Below are 21,600 nucleotides of genomic sequence, written 5' to 3'. Positions count from 1 at the left end.
GCGAACGCCCGGCGGCGCTCGAAGTCAGCGTCCGGGGGAAGTCGCCGCAGGAGCCTCCGTCGCGCCCTCTGCCCCCGTGCCGAGCTCCGTCGCCTGGATCGCGTAGGCGCGCCAAAGCATGAGGAGGGAGACCGCGAGGAGGCCGCCGACCATCCAGTGCTCGCGGTTCCTCAGCATTCGGTCCGACGACCATCCTGCCGACGCCCCCTCCGGATAAGGGCGGAGCGTCGGCAAGAGGGCCGGGACCGCGCGGAGGTAGCGCTCGAACGCCTCGCCGTGCCGCTCGCGCAGGCGAGCGGGCTCCACGCGCTCCTTCCGTCTCAAGTAATACCCGAAGAACACCGCGCAGCCGAGCACGAGCACGAGCCAGTTCGCGCCGTAGGGAAGCCGCGCCATGACGGAAAGACCGATGAAGATCAGGAGGCGGCCGAGATAGAGCGGGTTCCGCGTGAACCGGTACGGGCCCGACGTGACCAGTTCCTCGGTCTTGAGGAGGTGCCCCGCGGCCCAGAAGCGGATCGCCTCTCCCGCGAGGGCCGCCGCGAACCCCACGGTGACCGTCAAAGGCGTCGGGCGCGACAGCGCGAGCATCAGCGCGATCAGGAGGTAGATCGACGCGAGGCGCACGCGGAAGAGCGTCCGGCTGTACGTCGTCGCGCTCAATCGCGGATCCTCCGGGCAAATGGAGGGGAGCATAGCCCAGAAGGTAGCGAGCCGCACCCGGCGGGCGTCAGGGCCGCGGGGTCGCCGCGACGAGGCGCCGCGCGATCTCGAGGTTCCGCCTCGCTTCGGTCATGCCGGGACGGAGCCGGACCGCCTCCTCGAGCTCCGCGATCCCCTCGGAGAGCCGCCCGCCGCGCGCGAGGAGCGTCCCGAGGTCGTAGTGGGCGTCGGCGTCCTGCGGTCGGATCCTGAGGCCCTCCGCGTAACGATTCGCCGCCTCGCCGACGTGGCCGTCCCGCGCGAGCGCGTTCGCCAAGCCGAACAGGAGATCGGGATCCCGGGCGTCGAGCTTGAGCGCCGCCTCGTACTCCGCGATCGCGTCCCCGAGTCTCCCCGCTGCCGCGAGAAGTCCGGCCAGGGCGGCCCGCGCCGCCGCGGCGTCGGGGCGCTGCCTCACGGCCTCGATCAGCTCGGGGATCGCCTCCGATGCCCTTCCGCTGCGCGCCAAGAGGAGCCCGAGGTTCTCCCGCGCGCCGGCGTGGTCCGGCTTGAGGCGCAGCGTTTCCCGGAGGTGCGCGATCGCCTCCTCGGTCTCCCCGCGAGCCTGGAGCATCCCGGCGAGGTTGTTGTGGGCCATCCAGGCCGAAGGGTTCCGGGCGAGCGTGTCTCGCCAGAGCGTCTCCTCGTCTCGGAACGCGTGGGCCCGGCTCCAGGTCGCCGCCCCCAGGGCGAGGAGCAGCACCGCGGCCACGGCCCGCGGCAGCCAGGGAGGGACGTGCGCCCTCGCTCTCGCGGCGGCCCTGGCGGCCGACGCGGCGAAGAGCGCGATGGGTGCGGCGCTGGCGAGATACTGGAAATGATCGGCGACCCACGAGTACCGCATCGGATAGACGTTGAAGAACCCGAGCGCCGGGAAGAGCGCCACGAGGAACGCGGCGAACGCGACCCAGGGGCCCGCGCCGATGCGCTTCCTCGCGACGAACAGCCCCGCGAGAATTGCCGTCGTCGCGAGGAGTCCGAGCCACGCGACGGGGGCCCGAGCGCTCACGGTCCAGCGAGGGTAGACGAACGACAAGCCGGCCGGCCAGGCGAGCTTCGAGAGGTAGAACCACGGGACGCGTCCGGCGACGAGGAGCCGCTCCAGCGGGCCGAGCGACCACTCGGGCCCCTCGGCGCCGATCTGCTGCCGCTCGAGCGAGACGGTCGTCAGGCCGGCCGCGGCGCCGGCGAGCAGCATCGCCGACAGGAGCACGACCTCGCGCCGCCTCGGCCGGCCGCGCCGCCAGATCGTGAGGAGGCCCGCGATTCCCGGCAACGTCGCCGTGACCGACTTGCTCAGCAGGGCGAGGACGTACAGGAGCGCCGACAGCGCGCCGGCTCGCCACGGGTGGTGTCGAATCCGCTCCCCGGGCTCCCGCGCCACGAGGGAGAAGCGCAGCCACGCCAGGATCGCGCCCAAGGCCAGCGCTCCGGACAGCACGTTCTTGCGCTCGGTGATCCACGCCACCGATTCGACGTGGACCGGGTGGAGCGCGAACACCGCGGCGGCGAGGAGCGCGCCGGGCGCCTCGAGCGCCAACAGGACCCGCCACAGGAGGATCGCGCATCCCGCGTGGAGGACGATGTTCACGAGGTGATAGCCGAGCGGGGCGAGGCCCCATAGCCGGTGCTCGATCCAGAAGGTCGTGTGCGTGAGCGGGTAGTACTGCGGCGTCGCGGAGGGATCGAGCCAGATCCGTGCGAGCCCTCCGGCGTCGACGAGGGCCGCGTTCCGGGTCACGTGGTAGTCGTCGTCCCAGACGAAGCCGGCTCGGAGCGCCGGGAGGTACGCGACCAGCGCAACCGCCAGCAACAGGGCCGCTACCCTGGCCGGGGAGCGGGCCGCGCGGGACCCGGCACGCGTCGAAACGCCCGTGGCCATGGATCAACTCGCTCCGCGCCGGTACCGGCCGCGAAGGCGGTCCCAGACGCGGCGGAGCCGCCGCTCGCGCGCATGCCAAGCCGCCGCCCGGCTCCCGACCGCGGCCACCGCCTCGGCCTCCTCGCGGCCCGTCCATATCGCGCGGAGTCTCGCCAGCGCCACGAGGTCCTGGTCCCTGAGGCGCGTGAACGCCGCGCGGCGGATCCGGCCGGGACGATCGCCGAGCGTGAGCGCGGTGGCGAGGTCGACGACGTGAATCGAGCCGTCGGCGCCGACGAGGACGTCTCGGTGGTGGAGATCTCCCAGGGCGACCCCGCGCTCGTGGAATCCGGCGAGGATCGCGGCGAGCCTGTCGAAGAAGGCGTCGTCGAAGGGCTCGTCCCGGAGTTCCGCGAGAGTCCTCCCGTCGATCCACCGGAGGGCGATGGCGAACGGCCCGACGCGCCCGTAGCAGTCCGCGAGGCCCAGGAGCCCCCGTGCCGCGCGGTACGCCGCCTGCTCGCGCCGGGTGAAAAGACGACCGAGGGTATGTCGCACGAGGAACGGCCGCGCTCCGTAGTCCTTGACGGCGATGTCCAGGCCGTCGAGCCGGTACCGAAGCACGTCGGCCTTGGTCCAGTTCCGTCCCTCGATCCGCCCCAAAGGAGTCGCAGCCGCCAATCGGCGCAGGTCCACGCCGGACGGGAACGGTGTGCTAGACTCTGACACGGTCTCGAACACGGTAAGCTGCTGAAATCGCTGGGATTGTTCCTCTTGAAGCCTCCGGACTCGCCCAACATACCATCCCCGCACGGGTCCCACAATCGCCCGGCGGTCCCGCGACGCGCCCCTCGACGGGACGAGATCGCGGCGGCGACGGTTGGAATTCTCCAAAAGGGGGGCCGCGACAAGGCCGATCTCCTTCTCGTGAACGTGGGCGACGGCGTGATGGTGGTGAAGGATTTCGCGGCGAAGTCGCGTTGGACCCGCCTGCTCGGCCGGATCCAGATTCACCGTGAGCTCAAGGCCTATCGCTGGCTCGGGCGGATGCCCGGAATCCCCGCATTCGTCGGCGCGGTGGACGCCCTCGCGCTGGCGGTGGAGCGGGTCGAAGGGGAGCGCCTCCACGGCTCCCCGAACCCCAGGGCGAGGGGAGAGGACCACCTCCTCAAGCTGCGGGCGCTGATCGACCGCTTCCACGAGGCCGGCGTCGTGCACAACGACCTGCGCGGTCGGGAGAACCTCATGCTGAGGCCGGACGGGGAGCTGGTGCTGCTCGACCTCGCGGGGGCGATCTGCCTCGAGCCCGACGGTCTCGCGCACCGGCTGCTCTTCCGCGGGCTGGCCCTGACCGACGAGGCGGCCTACCTCAAGTGGAAGGAATTCCTGGCGCCGGGGAAATTCACCGCGAAGGAGGATGCGTTCCTGCGGCGCTTCCGCGTACTGCGGAGGCTGTGGCCGTTCAACCGCAAACATCGCCGTTCGACGGAGGCGCGAACGTGACGGAGCCGATGGGTGCGCCCGACCTGACCGTCGTCGTTCCCGTGTTCGAGGAGCGGGACAACCTCGAGCCGCTCGTCGCCGAGATCCTGGGAGCGCTCGGCCCGTCGGGCCTGTCCGTCGAGATCGTCCTGGTGAACGACGGGAGTCGGGACGGCTCCGCGGAGAGGATCGCCGAGCTGGCGCGCTCGCGCCCGGGCGTCCGCGGTCTCCACTTCCGCGAGAACCGGGGGCAGTCGGCGGCGTTCGACGCGGGATTCAAGGCGGCTCGGGGAAGATTCGTCGTGACCATGGACGCCGATCTCCAGAACGACCCGCGGGACATACCGGCGCTCCTCGAAGCGCTGCGGGACCACGACGCCGCGGTGGGGTACCGCGGGATCCGGCACGACTCCTGGCTCCGGCGCGTCTCCTCGGTGATCGCCAACGCGGTTCGGAACCGGCTTTCGGGGGACGACATCGTGGACACCGGATGCTCGCTCAAGGCGTTCCGGGCCGAGGCGCTCCGCGGTCTGAAGCTCTACACGGGCATGCACCGGTTCCTTCCGACGTTGATCCGGATGGAAGGCCGGAGCGTCGTGCAGCTCCCCGTCAACCACCGACCCCGCCGGTCGGGGCGCAGCAAGTACGGGGTCTGGAACCGGGTGTTCCGCTCGTTCGCGGATCTCCTGGCGGTCCGTTGGATGAAGAGGCGCGGACTCGGTTACGAGGTGATCCGCCATGACCCTTGACCGGATCCCCACCGGATGGCTCCTCCTGGGACTCGTGGGACAGGCCGCGTTCTCCGCGCGGTTCGTGATCCAGTGGCTCGCGTCCGAGCGGCGCCGCCGGAGCGTGGTGCCGTCGTCGTTCTGGTGGCTGTCCCTCGCCGGAGGGGCGCTGCTCCTGGCGTACGCGCTCCACCGGCGTGACCCCGTCTTCGTGCTGGGGCAGTCGGCGGGCCTCGCCGTCTACCTCCGGAACCTCGCCCTGATCCGGAAGCGTCCGCCGGAGGACGCGAAGGTCTAGGCCGGGATCCGCCGCACGACGGTGCTCAGCGGGCTCCGCCGGCCGGACGTGAAGGGCCGGGGGAGGGGTAGGGGGCGTAGTATCCACGCTTCGCCGCGGCCTTGAGTCCCGACCTCGCCACGGTCACCCGGATGTCGCGCCAGGTTCCGTCGTGGCGCCGGTCGTCGGGGACGTACGCGAGGGAGTACTGGTGGCGGAGATCCTGGGCCACCTCGTCGAACGCCTTACGGAGCTGCCCGGCCCTGGAGGAGAACGTCGTGCGGCCGCCGGTGTTCTCCGCCAGGTCCCTGAGGATCGTTTCGAGCGAGTGGCTCCCGTCGAAGTCCATCTGCTCGTCGAGGTGGCTCCCGACGCCGATGGTGAAGATCATCACCTCGTTGCGGAGAGCGCGGTCGAGGGCCTCGGCCAGGGTGTGGAGACTGCCCGGCTCGAGACCGCTCGCCGCCTCGTCCCGCCCGTCGGACAGGAGCACCAGCACCCGGCGGCCCTCGAACTTCTCCAGCAGGTCCGAGGTCCGGTAGACGGCGTCGTAGAGAGCCGTGCCCCCCGTCGCCGTCGCCTTCCGTATCGCCTGCCCGACGGCCCCTCGGTCGGTGGTGAGCGGCTGGGCGATCACGACCTTGTCGTTGAAGGTGACGAGGAGCTCCTCGTCCTCCGGCTCCAGCAGCTTCAGGAACTCGAGGGCGGCGTCCTGAGCCGCCTCCAGGCGAGCCCCTTTCATGCTCAACGACGTGTCGAGCACGATCGCGACCCTCAAGGGCTTCCACTCGGTGCTGAAACGGTCGATCTCCTGGGGCCGCCCGTTCTCGAAGATCCGGAAGTCTTCCTGCCGCAGCCCCTGGACGTACGTCCGATGGGAATCGCGGACCACCGCGTAGACGTTCACCAGGTCGACGTTCTCGACGAAGTCCACCCGGAACGCGGACGTGCGCACGATGCCGCGCGCCTCCGTCCCGTCCGAGAACGACGCGACCGCGTCGAGTCGGTGCGGCGATGTCCCGTCGCCGGCGTCCCAGACCGTCTTGTAGGGCGGCGACTCGAGCACGGCCAGCGGCTTGCCGTCCACGCTCAGCGCCACCCGCGCGACCGAAGCGCCCTGGGGCGGCTCGCACGAGACCTCGACGCTCACCTTGCCCACGACCCGCCCCAGATTCGGGGGGGACAGGAAACGGACGCTGGGGGACGGATCCCCGGCGAGGACCGTCGCAGCCACCCCGGCGAGGATGGCGGCCCCGGCGGGGAGCCATCGTGTCGTGAAGCTCATCTCGCTCGGATCCTCCGCGGACGCGTCAATCGTCCAGTTCATCATACGGCGTCGGCCGGGAGAAGTCCCACGGACGCGCCGGGCCGGCGGGTTCCGTGCGGAGATCGGGCCGCACTCACCCGGCACGGGAGGGAACGATGCGGCGGACCTGGAAGACCAGCACGCTCCCGTCCTCGGCGATGCCGAACTCCACGTCCTGGGCCCGGCCGGCCGACGCCTCCAGGGCGCGCGCGAGCGCGGCGAGACGGGAGAGGTCTCCGGGGCCGAGGCACGGACGGCCGGCCCGCTCCAGCGGGAGAGGGACTTCGATCGTACCGGTCCCCGCCGGATCGAGAGCGAGGCACGAGACCGCGGCGCCGGGCTCCGACGCGAGCACCTCTCCCGTCTCGCGACGGACCCAGTACAGGTCGCCACCGACCTCTCCTTGCGAGATCGCCTCGCCGAGCCCCCACGTCGCGTTGACCAGCACCGCGTCGGATCTGCCGGCCGGGTCGCGCGAGAAGAGCACGCCGGCCGCTCGGGTCTCCGATATCTCCTGGACCAGGACCGCCTGAGCCACGTCGAGCGGGGAAAGCCCGATCGCGGCCATGGCTCTCAAGGCTCTCGTGTTCCAGAGCGAGGCCCAGGCGAGTCGGGTCCGGTGGAGAACTTCGTCGAGACCGGCGACCCCGAGCCAGGTGTCGAAGAGTCCCGCGAGGCTCCCTGACGGCCCGTCCTCGACGGTGGCCGAGGAGCGAACCGCCACTCGGGCCGCGCCGAGGAGCGTCCACGCGGCTTCGATCTCCCGGACCACGTCCTCGAGGACTTCGCTCCCCAGCAGGATCGCACGGGCCCGACGCGATAGAGCGGCGCCGTCTCGAATCTCCCGAACCGCATCGTGCAGCCGCTCCCCTCGCTCGCCGAGCAGGTGCAGGCGGTAGGCGGAGGAGGTGACGACGAATCCTCGGGGGACCCGGCAGCCCGCGGGCAGCACCTCGAGCGCGGCGAGGAGACCGGCGGCCTTGCCCCCCAGCAAGCGGCGATCGGCCGGTTCCCCCTCGGAGAGCGGAACCACGAGGCGGCTGCCGGTGCGCTCTCGCTCGTCGGCGACGGCGTGGGCGAGCCGGCGCTCGAGGAGCGCGACGTCCTCGCCTCCGAGCCCCGCGGACCTCGCGTCTCGGGCCAAGCGTAGGAGGCCTCCTAGGCGCGGTCGGAGCGCAGCGTCGGAAAGCTCGGAAGCGGCCCCGACGTCCGCCACGAGGCGCACCACGATCTTCGCACGGCGGCGTGAGGCCTCGGCGTCGACCGGAGCGAGAAGCGGCGCGAGGCTCGATTCGGAGTCCCCGAGGTCCCGGACCCGCGCCTGATCCCGGCGCGTGCCTTCGTGGGCCGATCGATGGAGCTGATCGAGCGATCCGAGGTCGGAACAGGTCGTGAGCGCGTCGAGCGTGCGCTCGCAGCGGGAGCGTGCTTCGGAGGCGATTCGGTCGCGGGCTTCCGAGAGGAGAGCCTCGGCCACCTCCCCGAGCGCGCGCGATGATCGCATCCCCTCGACCAGCCTCCTGGAGGCGGAACCCGGAGGGACGAGTCGGCAGAGGACGGCGGATCCGATCACCGAGGCCAGAGCCGGCTGCCCGCCGGCTTCCACCACGGCCAGTAGCGCGCCGAGGGAAGCCTCGCTGTCCGGGGCCCGTGAGTAGTTCACCAGGGCGGCGTGGATCCGGCGGAATGCAAGCCGGGATGCTTCGCCGAGTCCCCCCGGGAGCGAGATCGTCCCCGCGTCGCCGTCGATCGACACGATGTCCCCCTCGCGGAGAACCGCCAGCTCCCCCGGACTCCCGACGACGTCGATCAGCTCGACGAGCGTGTCGTCCTTCCCGGGGGGGACGAGGCGCGCGGGACACCGGGGTCCGAGGGCCACCGAGGGCTTTCCGAACTCCCGCGAAAGCAGGCTGACGTGGGACAGGAGGGTTCCCGAGAGCGTGAGGGTGCCCGCGGAAGCGAGGATCCTCCCGACATCGTCGGGAACCGCGCGCTCGGCCAGCAGGATCGCGCCCTCGAACGCTTCCGGAGCCAGGTCGGGGGAATTCCTGAGGAGCGGACCGCAGGCCAGGCCCGGAGCGGTCCCCCTGCCTCGCAGCGTGAGACAACACGCCCCGAGTGATCCGTCCCGATCGTTCATTCCGCCGAATTCTAGCAGCCGGCGCGTTCTCCGATCAGGGCGCGGGAACGGGTGGAGAGGGAGCCGTCGAAACGGGAGGCACCGGCGGCGTCGGCGGTCCGGGGGCGAGGCCGTACCGCCGTCCCCCAGCGCGGGTCAGCACGACGAGGCCGACGGCCATGGCCTCGAGCACGAACCAGATGAGGGTCCCGATGCAGAACGGGAGGAACCGGAGGACCGCGAACGGGAGAAAGCCGAGGAGGATCGCTCCGAGGAGCGAGAAGTCGCGACCGAGAAGCCGCCCGATCCGCTTGCCGACGAGGTGGAAGACGCCGGCGAGGCCCATCCACTTGACCACGATGAACGCGAAATACAGGAGCAGCGCCGCGGGAATCCCGATGATCGTGATGCACAGCAGGATCATCGTCATGGTCAGGACGATGTAGGCTCCCAGGCCGGCGAAGAATGCGAGGAACGGGCGAAGGGGAGCCTCCTCGCTCATGAGGCGAATCCGGTCGGGAACGAACGCGGCCAGCAGCAAGAGGCCGATGAAGACCAGCACGAGCTTCAGGAGCTTGATCCAGAAGAGGATGAAGCCCAGCATCCCGAACGGCCCGGGCAGGTGCGCGAGCCATCTCCCGCCGACGCCGATGTTCACGACCTTGCCGCCGACGCTGGCCCCGCCGCGGTCGAGTCCGCCGGCCACGTTGACGAGGTCCTGCCCGACGCTCGCGCCGGGATGGAGGACCAGCTTCGAGCCGACGCCCACGACGCTGCCGCGGGTCGATCCGAGCATGTCGAGACTTCCGCCAATCACAACCACGTCGCCTCGGACCTTTCCCTGGAGCTTCACCTTCCCGCCGATGCAGACGACATCGCCGTGGACCTCCTGACCCTCGACGACGTCCACGTCGCTCATCACGGCGAGCTTGTCGCCGCCGCCACGCCCCTCGTGATGCGATTCCTCTTCCCCGGCCTCGGCATCCTCCGCTTCGGACTCCGGCGCCGACGGCTTCCCGGTGGCCGCGGAGGGCCGACCGGCCTCGGCGGGGGCAGGGGGCACCACGGGCTTCGGGGCGGCCTGGCTGGCGGCGTTCGCCGTCGGTGCCGCCGCGGTCCCCGCCTTGCCGTCGGCGGCCGGCGCCGCCGGGACCAGGAGCACGAGCACCAGGGTGGCAACGACCCACGACGCCAGGATTCTCGCGTTGCGTCTCATCTCACGGCTCCTCATCGGCGGTCCGCGGGGGCGCGGCCCCTGAGGTCGCGCGCGATCACCGCGGTGGTCAGGATCAACATGGCAAGAACGGTGAGAGCCGCCGCCCCGCGGAAGAGCGGCTCGGCCTTTCGCACCAGCGTGGAAGCTGCGGTCAGGAGATCCCACGTCGCTACGAAGAGCGGCTTCGTGCTCGCGAGCGTCGCGAGGGCCGCGCCTCCGAGCCGCGCGAGGACGCCGCCGGCTGCCGGCAGCGACCGGCCCGCCTCCAAGGCGAGGCCGAAGATCGAGGGGGCGAGGTAGACGCCCGAAACGAGGATCCCGACCGTGAGGCCCGCCGCGGCGAGCGCGGCCCATCCCAGCTGGCGGGCGGGCACCGCGTCGCGCCGCGGAGGCTCCATCGCCGCGATGGCGTCCAGGACCCGGTTTGCGACGTCCGCCTCGAAAGGTGGGTCGGTCGAGAGGAGCGCCAGCGCCGCCTCGAGATCGGCTTCCGCGCGAGCCTCCGCGGCGCACCCCGGGCAGACTGCGAGGTGCACGCGCAGGGCGGCCTCGGCCTCGGGCGCAAGTCCCCCGAGGCTCGCCTCCACAATGGCCGACCTCGCGCCGCGACAGTCCACATCAGACTCCGAAGTGCTCGGGATGGTGGCGGACCAGGATCCTGCGGAGCGCCTCCCGTCCCCGCATCAGCCGGGTCTTCACGGTGCCTTCCGGAATCCCCAGGGTCCGCGCGACCTCGTCCACCCTGTTTCCCTCGACGTAAACCAGGAAGATGACCTCCCGGTACCGGCTGTCGATCTCTTCGAGCGCGGAGCGGACCAGCGCGGCCCGTTCCCGCCCCTCCATGCCCTCGCCGGGCCCCGGGGTGTCGTCCGCGATCTCGGCCGGCATTTCGGTGCGCCCGTGCTCCCGCCGGGCGCGGCGTCCCTGATCGAGCACGTGATTGGCGGCGAGCCGGTACAGCCAGGTGGAGAAGGGATAGTCCGGCCGGTACAGGTGGAGGTTCTTGAAGACCTTGATCATGACCTCGCTCACGATGTCCTCGATGTCGTCACGCCGGATCCCGTATCGCCACGCGACCCCCGCCACCAGGCTCTGATATCGCCGGACGAGGTCGGCGAAAGCGTCGCGGTCGCCCCGGAGGATCGAATCGACCCGGACCAGGTCGTCGGCCGCCCGATCCTCCATGACCGCTCCCATCGAGTGAAACGAGGCCCGACTCCCGCGGTTCCCGGCGCCTCGGGAGAACTCCCGAACCCCGGCGCGCCGCGCCCGGAACGGGCTAGTATAGACGTCTCCGGCGGCCGCACGAGATGCCGGAAGAGCTTGATTCCGCCAGGAGGACGCGGATGAGCCCCACCCCGAAGCGATCCGGTCCGAAAGTCCCCATGGAGCTCGCCGCGCCGCAGCTCCGGTGGCGGTGCGACGCGTCGAAGTTCCGATTCGAGACCACCGACGAGCTCGGCGACGGGCCGATCAACATCATCGGCCAGCCGAGGGCGATGGAGGCGTTGAAGCTCGGCCTCGCCATACGGAGCGCGGGCTACAACATCTTCGTCGCGGGCGAGGTCGGGACCGGCCGATCCACGGCCGTCAAGCGCCAGCTCGCGGCCGTCGAGCGGGGGGACACCGCACCCGACGACCTGGTCTACGTTTACAACTTCAAGGACGCCTATCAGCCCCGGCTGCTCTCGTTCCCGGCCGGGAAGGGGCGGGCGTTCAGGAAGGCCTTGGAGGATCTGGTCGAGGGGTTCCGGAAGCACGTCCCGGAGCTGTTCGACTCCGATCCGTACCGGAAGCGGCGATCGGAGAAGATCGACGCCGCGAAGGAACTCCAGAAGGAGCGTCTCAAGGAGTTCGAGAAGCGGGTTCAGGCGGAGGGATTCGCCCTGGTGCAGGTGCAGCTCGGCCCCGTGGTTCGACCGGACCTCATGCCGGTGGTCGCCGGGAATCCGGTGGCGATGAGCCAGCTGGAGTCCCTGGTCGAGGAGGAGAAGTTCCAGCGCCGCGAGTTCGACCGGCTGAAGTCCAAGTACGCCAAGCTCACCGAGGCGATGGAGATCCTGACCAAGGAGTTCCGCGACCTCGAGCGCGACCTGCGGCGCGAGCTCATCGACTTGGACCGCGAGCTCGCCCGCCCGCTGGTCCGGGAGGCGACCTCGGACCTCAAGGAGGAGTTCCCGGGGGAGAGGGTCGCGGGGTTCATCGACGAAGCCGCGGAGAATATCCTCGATCACCTCGATCGCTTCCGCGACGGGGAGGAACCACCGTCCTCCGGCGCCGAGCGCGATCGGGCGCGGGCGGAGGTGCGGGAACGGATGCTCCCGTACGCGGTGAACGTCCTGGTGGACAACGCGGAGACGAAGGGACGCCCGATCATTTGGGAGACCTCGCCGACCTACCGGAACCTGTTCGGGACCCTCGAGCGGGCTCGGGACGCGTCGGGGGAGTGGAGCACCGATCACACGCGCGTCAAGGGAGGAAGTCTCGCGAGGGCCAACGGAGGCTTCCTGGTCGTGGACGCCCTGGACGTCCTGGCGGAGAGCGGGGTGTGGCCCGCGCTGAAGCGGACGCTCCGGAACCAGGTGATCGAGATCCAGACGTTCGACCCGTTCAACCTCTGCTCGAACGTCTCCACCAAGCCCGAGCCGATCCCGCTGGACGTCAAGGTGATCCTGATCGGCACCCGGCAGATCTACCGGCTGCTCCACGCCCTGGACGAGGACTTCAAGAAGATCTTCGAGGTGAAGGCGGACTTCGCCGTGGAGACGCCGCGCAGCGCGGACGAGCTCAAGAACTACGCGGCGTTCGTCCGGAAGAAGTGCCAGGACGACCGGCTCCCCCCGTTCCACCGGGAAGCGGTGGCGGCCGTCGTCGAGCACGGGGTCCGCCTCGCGGGCCGCCAGGAGAAGATCACCACGCGGTTCAACGAGGTGGCCGACGTGATCCGCGAGGCCGGCTACTGGGCCAAGCAGGAGAAGGCGAAGCGGGTCGACGCGCGACACGTGGACCAGGCGATCGCCCAGCGGGTGCGGCGAGTCGATCTCGTCGAGGAGGTTCTCCGCGAGCGTTTCGCCGACGGGACGATGCTCGTGGACCTCGACGGCGAGAAGGTCGGCCAGGTGAACGGTCTCGTGATCCTCGACGTCGGCGACCATGCCTTCGGCCTCCCGTCACGGATTACCGCGTCGACGGCGGTGGGGCGCGCCGGGATCGTCGACATCGACCGCGAGGCCGAGATGTCCGGGGCGATCCACACGAAGGGGGTCTTGATCCTCGCCGGGTTCCTCCGCTCGCGCTTCGCGCAGGACAAGCCGCTGGCCCTCTCGGCGAGCCTCTGCTTCGAGCAGAGCTACGACGAGATCGACGGCGACTCCGCGTCGTCGTCGGAGCTGTACGCGCTGCTGTCGAGCCTGTCGGGGGTCCCGATCCGCCAATCCATCGCGGTCACCGGCTCCGTGAACCAGAGGGGAGAGATCCAGCCGATCGGCGGGGTCAACGAGAAGATCGAAGGGTACTTCGACCTCTGCCGGCTCAAGGGGCTCACCGGGGAGCAGGGGGTCCTGATCCCCTCCCGCAACCTGACGCAGCTGATGTTGAGGAAGGACGTCGTCGAGGAGGTCGAGAAGGGCCGGTTCCGCATCTTCGCGATCTCGACCATCGAGGCGGGGATCGAGATCCTCACCGGACTCCCGGCCGGTGAGCGCGCGGGTGACGGATCCTGGCCGCGCGACTCGGTGTTCGGCCGGGTGGACGCGCGCCTCGCGGAGCTCGCCCTCAAGGTCCGCGAGTACGGCCTCGCCGACCTGCCCTCGGGGCCATGAGCGACCCCGTGAATCGATTCGCGCCGGTGAACGTCGCAGTGATCGGCCGCGAGCTGGCGATCGCGTGGGCGGACGGCCAAGAGACCTGCCTCGGGTTCGACGACCTTCGTCGGAGCTGTCCCTGCGCGGCATGCCGTGCGCGCGCGGCGGCTCCCCCTTCCGCCGACCCGCTGAGGGTTGTCCGGGCCGCCTCGGCGGGGGAGCTGTCGATCGTCCGCGTGGTGCCCGTGGGCTCGTACGCGATCCAGATCGTCTGGTCCGACGGGCACGACACGGGGATCTACTCGTTCGAGAGGCTTCGGGGTGCGTCCGGATCCCGGCCGTAGGCTCGGTCGTCCGCGACGCTAGGGCTGGAGCTCCTTGAGGATCGCGGGCTCCTTCTCCTCCTGCGCGAGCAGCGTGTGGCAGGTGGAACAATCCTGCGAGATCTCCTCGCCCAGCGCGGTCTTGTGCTCGCCGTCATGGCAGCGAAAACAGCCCGGGGCGTGCTGGTGGCCGATGTGATTGGCGTAGGTCCCCCAGGCGATGTGCATGCTCGGCCAGACGTTGACGCAGTAGATCTTCCCCAGCTCTTCCGCGGCCGTGGTGACGAGGTCCCGCTTTCCCGAGGCGACCTCGGGGTAGTTCTTCGCGTAGAACGCCAGGACCTGCTCGCGAATCCTCGCCCGGGCCTCCTCGTGGGATGCGTAGGCTCCCTCCAGCGCCTTCAACCCTTCCCGCCGGACGAACGGGAGCGACCGGTCGATCCGTTGCTCCCGCAGCGCCGCGTCCATCTCGTCCTGGGGCATCCGGTAGATGTGGGTCGGCCGGTTGTGGCAGTCCACGCAGTCCATGGTCCGCCAGGTCTCCTCCGCGGCGGCAGCCTTCGCCGGGTCCCCGCCCGTCTTGAAGGTCTTGACGGTCCGATCGGGCAGGGTCAGCTCGACCTCCGAGATGCTCTCCCGCTTCTCGTCGGATCGGTAGCGGATCTGGATGGCCGGGTCGACGTGCCAGTGAATCCCCTTGGAGGACCGCCCCTGGGCCCCGCCCACCCGGAGCAGAAGTACGTTCTTGAGCTCCGTGTTGGCCTCGTCCTCGGCGTAGTGGGTCAGCACCTTGAGGCGATCGCCGACGAACTTCGTGGGCCAATGGCACTGCTCGCAGGTCTCCCGTGCCGGGCGGAGATTCCGGACCGGCGTCGGGATCGGCTTCGGGTAGAGATCGAACATCACGGCGATCAGCTGCCAGGATCCGGACAGCTTCGACTTCACGAACCAGTTGGCGCCGGGGCCGATGTGGCACGACACGCAGCCGACTCTCGCGTGAGGGGAGCGCTGGTAGTTGGCGTACTCGGGCGCCATCACGCTGTGGCAGGCGCTGCCGCAGAACGAGGTCGAGTCCATCACTTCGACCCCTTTGTATCCCGCCACGCCGAGAATCGCGAGGTTCAGCGTCGTGAGCGCCAGGAGCAGCAGGAGGGTCTTTCGGGTGCGGGGATCGTTGAAGTCGAACACCGGCAGCGCGGGCGGCGCTCCGCCTCGCTCCGCGATCCTCCGGTCCCGCCTCCGTTCGAGCCAGAGCCCCGCGGGGATGAGCACGAGGCCCAGCAGGAACAGCCCGGGGAGCACGAGGAAGCCGAGGATCCCGACGTAGGGGCCCGCCTCCACGATCCCGATCGCCTCCACGAGGAACATCGCGACGAAGAGGATGGCGGCGGCGGTGGTCAAGGCGACGCCGGCCAGGCTCGTCAGATTCCGGCTGATCGTGGCGAACAGGTTCCGCATGACGTCCTCGGTCACGGAGGCCGGCGGAGCGCCCACCGGGCCGCGCCATGATAACAAAGAGGGCCTGGCGAGGCCCGGCGGAGAGGTTGCCCCTCCGTCGTAGCGCGTGCTCTAATGGCGCGGCCTCGGCATTCCACGACCCTCCGAGGTCGAGGGAGAAACGCACATGACGATTCGGATCGGGATCATGGGCTTCGGCCGGATCGGCAGGAACGTATTCCGGATTCTCTACCCCCGGGACGACATCGAGATCGTGGCCATCGTGGACATCGCCGACCCCAAGGGGCTCGAGTACCTGCTCAAGTTCGACACCGTCCATGGGCGTTTCGACGAGCCGGTGTGGGTGTCCGGCGACTCGATGTACGCCAAGGGGCGCCAGATCCGTATGCTCCAGCGGAAGGCGCCGGGGGACGTGGATTGGGGCGCCCTGGGCGTCGACATCGTGATCGAGTCGACGGGCCAGTTCAGGACTCGCGCCATTCTCGAGAAGCACCTCGAGACCGGCGCCAAGCGGGTGATCCTGACGGTTCCGCCGCGGGACGAGATCGACGCCCTGGTGGTGATGGGGGTGAACGAGCACGTGCTGACTCCCGAGACGCGGATTGTGAGCAACGCCTCGTGCACCGCCAATGCGCTGGCCCCGATCTGCAAGGTCCTGAACGACGCGTTCGGGATCGAGCGGGCCTTCATGACCACGGTGCACGCGTACACGAACGACCAGCGGCTCGCCGACGTCCCGCATACCGAGCTCAGGCGGTCCCGCGCCGCCGCCGAGAACATCATCCCGGCGACGACGTGGTCCCCGCAGGCGGTGGAGCGGATCCTGCCGGAGCTCAAGGGCCGGCTCGACGGCATGGCGCTCAACGTGCCGGTCCCCGACGGCTCGATCGTGGACCTGGTCGCTCTGATGAAGCGGGCGGTCGCCGCCGAGGAGGTCAACGAAGTGGTGAAGTCGGCGGCCGCCACCCGGTTCAAGAGCATCATCGAGTACGTGGACCAGCCGATCGTCTCGTCCGACGTCATCGGCAACGCGCACTCGGCGATCTTCGACGGGCTGTCCACCCTGGTCCTCGGGGGCAACCTGCTCAAGACCCTGACCTGGTACGACAACGGGTGGGGCTACGCCACGAGGGTCGTGGAGCTCGTCCTGCGCCTCGCCAAGTTCAACGACATGGCCGCGCCGGCGGGGAGGTGAGGGACATGGCGACGGGGAAGCCGCGGGTCGCGATCAACGGGTTCGGCCGGATAGGAAGGGCCGTGTTCCGCATCCTGAGCAAGCGGGACGACATCGAGGTCGTCGCCCTCAACGACATCACAAGCAACGATGCGCTGGCCTATCTCCTCCGGTTCGACACGGTCTACGGTCCCTACGATGGGAAGGTGACGCTGCTCGACAACCGGATGCAGGCCGGAACCCAGGACGTCCTGATGCTCGAGGAGAAAGACCCGGCGAAGCTCCCGTGGAAGAGCCTCGGTGTCGACGTCGTCGTGGAGGCCACGGGGAGGTTCAGGAAGCGCGAGCAGATCGCCCTGCATCTCGATGCCGGCGCCAAGCGGGTGATCCTCACCGTGCCGGCGAAGGACGAGATCGACGCGACCGTTGTGATCGGCGTGAACGACAAGGACCTGAAGCCGGAGCACCGGATCGTGTCCAACGCCTCCTGCACGACCAACTGCCTCGCCCCCGTGGCCATGGTGCTGGAGGAGCGGTTCGGCATCGTCAAGGGTTACATCACCACGGTCCACGCGTACACGAACGATCAGCGGCTGGCCGACGTGCCTCACAGCGACCTCAGGCGGTCCCGCGCCGCGGCGGAGAACATCATCCCGACCACCACGGGGGCCGCCCGGGCCGTGGGCAAGGTCCTCCCGGTGCTCAAGGGGAAGCTCGACGGCATCGCGATGCGCGTCCCGGTGCCGGACGGCTCGACCGTGGACCTCGTGGCGGAGCTGACCCGGCCTGCGACGGTGGAGTCGCTGAACGCGGCGATGAAGGAGGCGGCGTCCAAGCCGCCACTCCAGGGAATCCTGGAGTACACCGAGGAGCCGATCGTCTCCTCGGACATCATCCAGAACGGCTCCTCGGCGATCTTCGACGCCCTGTCCACCCGCGTGCTGGGCGGGACCTTCGCCAAGGTGATCGCCTGGTACGACAACGAGTGGGGGTACAGCTGCCGGGTGGTGGACCTGATCCACAAGCTCTGGGCGCTCTAGCGCGTTCTTCTATCTCCGGCTCGAGGTCCCGGGCACGATGTTCCTGGAGCGTCTTCCAGTTCGAATGAGAGCCACGGCGGCTCTCGTCTGCGCGATCGCCGCCACTCTGGCCTGTGCGTGCTGCATCGCGGCCGAGCCCCCGCACGCAAGTCGCGTACCCCACCCATCACGTTGGCCGGGCGCGGTCGAGGTTCTTCGGACATCGTGGGCGGACCGGAATGCGGTGGTCGGTAGACTCCGGCTGCCTGGGCACCCCACCGCCGATCCGCGAACCGACTGGGCCGTCCCCGACGCGATGGTGTTCGTCGGCAATCGCCTGGTCATCAACGATCCGGCAACGGGATCCATCGCCGTCCTCGACCCATCGACGGGGAACGCTACCAAATCTGCGCTGCCGGGGCGGCGGAAAGCGGGAGTCGCGTTACCTTCCTGGCAAACGTGGCTTGTCTCGGCCGGCCAGAGGGCCTACGCGATCTTCCAGACGACCAGCGCCTTTGCAGCTTACTCGGTCGAGGCGGGGGCGCGGGTGGACGGACCGTGGCGGCTCGACCTTCCGGAAAAGGGACACGTACACGTCGAGCCTTCGCCCGACGGTGGGTTGCTGTTCATCTATTGCGATGCCCGAAACGGGGACCTCGAGTTCCGCGTCTACTCGTGGTCTCACGAGGGCGGCATGCAAAGGACGGTATCGGCTCACGTCGCGAACCCGCTCAAGCTAGACGACGTCGACGACCTGGTCTGGGACAGACGTCCTCGTTATCTCCTCGGGAGCGCAAGCGGTCGATCCCATGTGGCCAGAATCGGCGCGGGGAGTACCGTCGACGCGTCCATGGAAATCAACGCGGGCTACGAGCACTTGATCTGGATCGACAACGTGGGGAGGGCCTGGGTTTCATCCGATTTCGGGGGAGAAACGGCGGTTCTCATCGCCGACGTCGATCGCGGGCAGGCGAAGCGAGCCACGCTCGTCCCCGACGAGGTGCTTCGGATCACCCTCCGCTACTCGAAAGGACCCAGCCAAATCTTTGCCGTCGATCCATCTTCGCAGGGCGACGCTTACGTCGGACTTTCCGAGCGAACGGGATTTGCGATCTATCGGGTCGAGCCACCGCGTTAGCGCGAGGGTTGTGCCATCGCAACGGAGTGACTTGAGCGAAGATCGCCCACGGCGCGGCGCGGCGATACGATGGTCCCGGTCGGTCCCCGCGAAGGAGATCGGAGTCGTTTCCCTTCCGGCGCTTGAATCCGGCAACCGGTCGCTGTATCTTCATTGTAGATACGAGCGGAGGTGCCGGATGCGCGTCGCGGTCGCCCGATGGGGGAACAGCTTGGCCGTCAGGATCCCGAGGTCCGTCGCGCAGGACGCCCGCATCGACGAGGGCGCCGAGCTGGACATGTCGGTCGTAAAGGGGAAAGTCGTCATGACGCCCTCCGCGGGTCCGCGATACTCGCTGAAGGATCTCCTCTCCGGCGTGACGAGAGCCAACCTACACGCCGAGGTCGGGACCGGAACCCCCGTGGGACGCGAGGTATGGTGACGTCTCGCCCGTTCGTTCCCGCGCAGGGTGACGCGGTGTGGATCACCCTCAACCCGCAGGCCGGTCACGAGCAGGCGGGGCGACGTCCGGCTGTCGTCGTGTCCCCGGCCGCGTATAACCGGAAGGTCGGGCTCGCGCTCGTCTGCCCGATCACGAGCCAGGTGAAGGGGTATCCCTTCGAGGTGAGGATCCCCGCAGGCCTGGGCGTGGCGGGGACGATCCTGTCGGACCAGGTGAAGTCGCTGGACTGGCGCGCCCGAAAGGCGAGCTTGATCTGCGCGCTTCCCGCGGGCGTCGTCGGCGAAACCCTCGGGAAGCTGAAGACGCTTCTGGAATAGCTCCCGCGCCGTTCCGCCCTCTATTTCGCGCCGCCCGCCCTCCGTCGCGCCTCGGCGAGCAGCTCCCGCGCTCTGGCGTCGTCCTGGATCGCGAGGCCGCGCACGAGCGCGGGAACGGCCTCCCGTGGGCGAGAGGCGAGCAGGAGCACCCGTCCGAAGTTAAACAGCGTGGGCGCGTGGCCCGGGTCGGCCGCCAGGATCTCGTGGTACATCCCAGCGGCCTCGCCGTAGCGCCCCTCGCCTTCGAGACGCACCGCCGCCTCGTGGCGGCGACGCAGGATCGCCGGGTCCGCGGACAGCGCCTGGCGGAACCAATGGCGCGCCTCGTCCTCCTTGGCGGCTTGCGACGCGACGAGCCCGCACGCGAAGAGGCACTCCGCGTCCGGAAGACCCGAGGCCGCGGCCCTTCGCGCCAGGGTCAGGGACTCCGAGCTCGCCGCGGGATCCGTGGTCCCGGCGCGTGCCAGCCGCAGCAGAGCTTGAAGCAGCGGAGCGGACAGCACGGATTTCGCCTCGCGATCGACCGGGTCCGAGATCAGTGCCCGCACCGCCTCGGCGGCGTTCCCGCTCCCGAGGAGCGCCTCGGCGAGATGCGAGCGGACCCCAGGGTCCGCCGGGGCGATCGAGCGCGCCTTCTCCAGTGCCCGGACGGCCTCGGCGAGATCCCCCGCCGCCAGCTCCGAATCTCCGAGGCCCACCCACAGCACGGCCAGGTCCTTCGGCGCGAGCGTGATCAGACGACGCCAGGCCAGGGTGGCATCCCGGTGCCGGCCGAGCCGCCCGAGCACGGCGGCGTAGCTCTTCCACGCTCGAGGATTCGACGGATCGAGGTCGAGGGATCGGCGGAACGCGTCCGCCGCCTCCGCGATCCGTCCGCCCTCCTCCCGGCCGATTCCGAGCTCGTGCCAGACCTTGGCGGTCCGGGGATATCCCTCGAGGGCCGATTCGGCGAGCCTCACGGGCGAGCCCCAATCTCGGACACGGAGGGCCGTGAGACCGGCCAGCAGGACCAGGACGCACGCCGAGGCGGCCCAGGCGGCCCGCGGCCACGGCGGGCGCACGGGGACCCGAGCGAGGGCCCAAGCGGCGAGGACCGCCAAGCCGGCGGCAGGGAGGTACAGCCACCGCTCGGCGAACAGCACCCCGGTGATCCCCACGGTGTTGAGCGACGGGAGGAGCGGGAACAGGAACAGCAGCAGCGCGAGGGGAGGGGCCAGCCACTTCCGCCGGAGGAGGCCCACGAGGGCGAGGGCGGCGGCGACGGCGAGCCCGATCGCCGGGAGCATGGCGCGTGGGTCGAGGAGGCTGGTGACGACCGGCAGGCTCCCGCCGGCGTAGTGATGGCTGAGGCCGAGCGGGACCACGAGCAGTCTCGCGGCGTGGGCGAGGATGGAGAACGCTGTGCTCCATCGGATCCACCAGGGCGCCCCCGCCAGCGGGTTGTCGGACGGCGAGAACCCCGGTGGCGCGCCGAGGGACCCGAGGACCGCGAGGCGCGTGGCCACGTACGCGCCGAGGAGGAGGAACGCCCCCGCCCAGAATCCCCACCGTCGCGTCGCGTCGCGCCGATCCCTCGCACCGCCCGCGCGAACGATCTCGTCGAAGGCGACCAGCAGGAAGGGGAACGAGACCGAGTATTCCTTGCTCAGAAGCGCGGCGCCCAGCGCGAGGAGCGCCAGAGCCTCCGCGACCCACGGCCTCCGCCGGTGCCCGGCGTCGTGGTGGAGGAGCAGCGCGAGGAGGAGGCCGAGGCACGCCATCAAATCGGCCCGCCCGACCACGCTGGCGACGGTCTCGCTCGCGACCGGGTGGACCGCGAACAGGAACGCGCCGGCGATACCGAGGCCTCCCCCGATCCCCAGGGCCTCGAGCAGCAGCAGGACCGACACCGACGCGGCCGCGTGGAGGAGCATGTCCACCGCGTGGAAGGCCCAAGGCGCGTTGCCGACCGCTCGCACCTCCAGCGCGTACGTCAGCGAGACGAGGGGGCGATAGGACAGGTTGCTGTACGGGGCGTCCGCCGGAGCGCCGAAGAAATCCGACGTCAGGAGGTCGTGCAAGGAGCCGGACTGGACCGCGCGGTTCTCCACGACCGCCATGGGAGCGTCGAACACGAACGTTTGACCGGGAAGGAGGAGGTACGGCAGCACCGCCGCGATCCCGACGGCGAGCAAGACGCCGCCGCGCCGTCCGCGCGGCGCGAGCCGGCTCACGGGAGCGACCCGGCCGCGCGGG

20 protein-coding genes are annotated in these 21,600 nt (G+C 70.0%); 10 read left to right on the top strand and 10 right to left on the bottom strand.

Annotated elements, in window-relative coordinates:
- Positions 1-24: 24 nt before the first annotated feature.
- The 3 genes from LAO51_01905 to LAO51_01895 all read right to left on the bottom strand — a co-directional run bounded on the left by LAO51_01905 (position 25) and on the right by LAO51_01895 (position 3,244).
- Positions 25-663, bottom strand: coding sequence for an isoprenylcysteine carboxylmethyltransferase family protein (locus LAO51_01905; protein MBZ5637492.1), 639 nt, complete (start codon positions 661-663; stop codon positions 25-27).
- A gap of 67 nt (positions 664-730) precedes the next feature.
- Complete coding sequence (locus tag LAO51_01900) at positions 731-2,584, bottom strand: tetratricopeptide repeat protein (GenBank protein MBZ5637491.1); 1,854 nt, start codon at positions 2,582-2,584, stop codon at positions 731-733.
- 3 nt (positions 2,585-2,587) lie between these two features.
- Positions 2,588-3,244, bottom strand: coding sequence for a hypothetical protein (locus LAO51_01895; GenBank protein MBZ5637490.1), 657 nt, complete (start codon positions 3,242-3,244; stop codon positions 2,588-2,590).
- Between the two features lie 93 nt (positions 3,245-3,337).
- Between LAO51_01895 and LAO51_01890 the strand changes: the two genes are divergently transcribed.
- From LAO51_01890 to LAO51_01880, 3 genes are read left to right on the top strand one after another with little or no spacing between them, the layout of a single operon-like run.
- Positions 3,338-4,066 (top strand): hypothetical protein, encoded by a 729-nt coding sequence (locus tag LAO51_01890; GenBank protein MBZ5637489.1) that lies wholly within the window; start codon positions 3,338-3,340, stop codon positions 4,064-4,066.
- Between the two features lie 8 nt (positions 4,067-4,074).
- Positions 4,075-4,794 carry a glycosyltransferase family 2 protein gene (locus tag LAO51_01885; GenBank protein ID MBZ5637488.1) on the top strand — a complete coding sequence of 240 codons (720 nt, stop codon included), beginning with the start codon at positions 4,075-4,077 and terminating at the stop codon, positions 4,792-4,794.
- Positions 4,784-5,071, top strand: a complete 288-nt coding sequence (locus LAO51_01880; protein ID MBZ5637487.1) for a lipid-A-disaccharide synthase N-terminal domain-containing protein — start codon at positions 4,784-4,786, stop codon at positions 5,069-5,071. The genes LAO51_01885 and LAO51_01880 overlap by 11 nt, the downstream gene beginning before the upstream one ends.
- Before the next feature lie 25 nt (positions 5,072-5,096).
- On the opposite strand, the gene LAO51_01875 is transcribed toward LAO51_01880, so the two are convergent.
- From LAO51_01875 to LAO51_01855, 5 genes are all read right to left on the bottom strand, one after another.
- Positions 5,097-6,335: a VWA domain-containing protein gene (locus LAO51_01875; GenBank protein MBZ5637486.1), complete on the bottom strand. Its 1,239-nt coding sequence runs from the start codon at positions 6,333-6,335 to the stop codon at positions 5,097-5,099.
- 115 nt (positions 6,336-6,450) lie between these two features.
- Positions 6,451-8,496: a hypothetical protein gene (locus LAO51_01870; GenBank protein MBZ5637485.1), complete on the bottom strand. Its 2,046-nt coding sequence runs from the start codon at positions 8,494-8,496 to the stop codon at positions 6,451-6,453.
- 34 nt (positions 8,497-8,530) lie between these two features.
- On the bottom strand, positions 8,531-9,691 hold the full coding sequence (locus LAO51_01865; GenBank protein ID MBZ5637484.1) for a hypothetical protein: 1,161 nt from the start codon (positions 9,689-9,691) through the stop codon (positions 8,531-8,533).
- An 11-nt stretch (positions 9,692-9,702) separates the two neighbouring features.
- Entirely contained in the window at positions 9,703-10,278 is a 576-nt protein-coding gene (locus tag LAO51_01860) for a hypothetical protein (protein ID MBZ5637483.1), read from the bottom strand.
- A 31-nt stretch (positions 10,279-10,309) separates the two neighbouring features.
- A complete protein-coding gene (locus LAO51_01855) occupies positions 10,310-10,876 on the bottom strand; it encodes a sigma-70 family RNA polymerase sigma factor (GenBank protein ID MBZ5637482.1) in 567 nt (188 codons plus the stop codon).
- Positions 10,877-11,037: 161 nt separating this feature from the next.
- On the opposite strand from LAO51_01855, the gene LAO51_01850 reads away from it, so the two are divergent.
- Together LAO51_01850 and LAO51_01845 are read left to right on the top strand one after the other, a co-directional pair.
- A complete protein-coding gene (locus LAO51_01850; protein MBZ5637481.1) occupies positions 11,038-13,512 on the top strand; it encodes an AAA family ATPase in 2,475 nt (824 codons plus the stop codon).
- A complete protein-coding gene (locus LAO51_01845; protein ID MBZ5637480.1) occupies positions 13,509-13,838 on the top strand; it encodes a DUF971 domain-containing protein in 330 nt (109 codons plus the stop codon). The genes LAO51_01850 and LAO51_01845 overlap by 4 nt, the downstream gene beginning before the upstream one ends.
- A gap of 18 nt (positions 13,839-13,856) precedes the next feature.
- Here LAO51_01845 and LAO51_01840 read toward each other — a convergent pair whose 3' ends face one another.
- On the bottom strand, positions 13,857-15,275 hold the full coding sequence (locus LAO51_01840; GenBank protein MBZ5637479.1) for a NapC/NirT family cytochrome c: 1,419 nt from the start codon (positions 15,273-15,275) through the stop codon (positions 13,857-13,859).
- Positions 15,276-15,441: 166 nt separating this feature from the next.
- Here LAO51_01840 and gap (LAO51_01835) point away from each other — a divergent pair, with 166 nt between their 5' ends.
- From gap (LAO51_01835) to mazF, 5 genes are all read left to right on the top strand, one after another.
- Positions 15,442-16,470, top strand: coding sequence for a type I glyceraldehyde-3-phosphate dehydrogenase (gene gap, locus LAO51_01835; protein ID MBZ5637478.1), 1,029 nt, complete (start codon positions 15,442-15,444; stop codon positions 16,468-16,470).
- Positions 16,471-16,475: 5 nt separating this feature from the next.
- Positions 16,476-17,489 carry a type I glyceraldehyde-3-phosphate dehydrogenase gene (gene gap / locus LAO51_01830; GenBank protein MBZ5637477.1) on the top strand — a complete coding sequence of 338 codons (1,014 nt, stop codon included), beginning with the start codon at positions 16,476-16,478 and terminating at the stop codon, positions 17,487-17,489.
- Between the two features lie 223 nt (positions 17,490-17,712).
- A complete protein-coding gene (locus LAO51_01825; GenBank protein MBZ5637476.1) occupies positions 17,713-18,606 on the top strand; it encodes a hypothetical protein in 894 nt (297 codons plus the stop codon).
- A gap of 178 nt (positions 18,607-18,784) precedes the next feature.
- A complete protein-coding gene (locus tag LAO51_01820) occupies positions 18,785-19,027 on the top strand; it encodes an AbrB/MazE/SpoVT family DNA-binding domain-containing protein (GenBank protein MBZ5637475.1) in 243 nt (80 codons plus the stop codon).
- Positions 19,021-19,365: an endoribonuclease MazF gene (gene mazF / locus LAO51_01815; GenBank protein ID MBZ5637474.1), complete on the top strand. Its 345-nt coding sequence runs from the start codon at positions 19,021-19,023 to the stop codon at positions 19,363-19,365. Before LAO51_01820 ends, mazF begins: the two co-directional genes overlap by 7 nt.
- 20 nt (positions 19,366-19,385) lie before the next feature.
- Here mazF and LAO51_01810 read toward each other — a convergent pair whose 3' ends face one another.
- Positions 19,386-21,578, bottom strand: a complete 2,193-nt coding sequence (locus LAO51_01810; protein ID MBZ5637473.1) for a tetratricopeptide repeat protein — start codon at positions 21,576-21,578, stop codon at positions 19,386-19,388.
- Between the last annotated feature and the right edge of the window lie 22 nt (positions 21,579-21,600).

It is taken from the genome of Terriglobia bacterium, from assembly GCA_020073205.1.
Taxonomy (GTDB): domain Bacteria; phylum Acidobacteriota; class Polarisedimenticolia; order Polarisedimenticolales; family JAIQFR01; genus JAIQFR01.
This window is presented reverse-complemented; position numbering and strand designations above follow the sequence as displayed.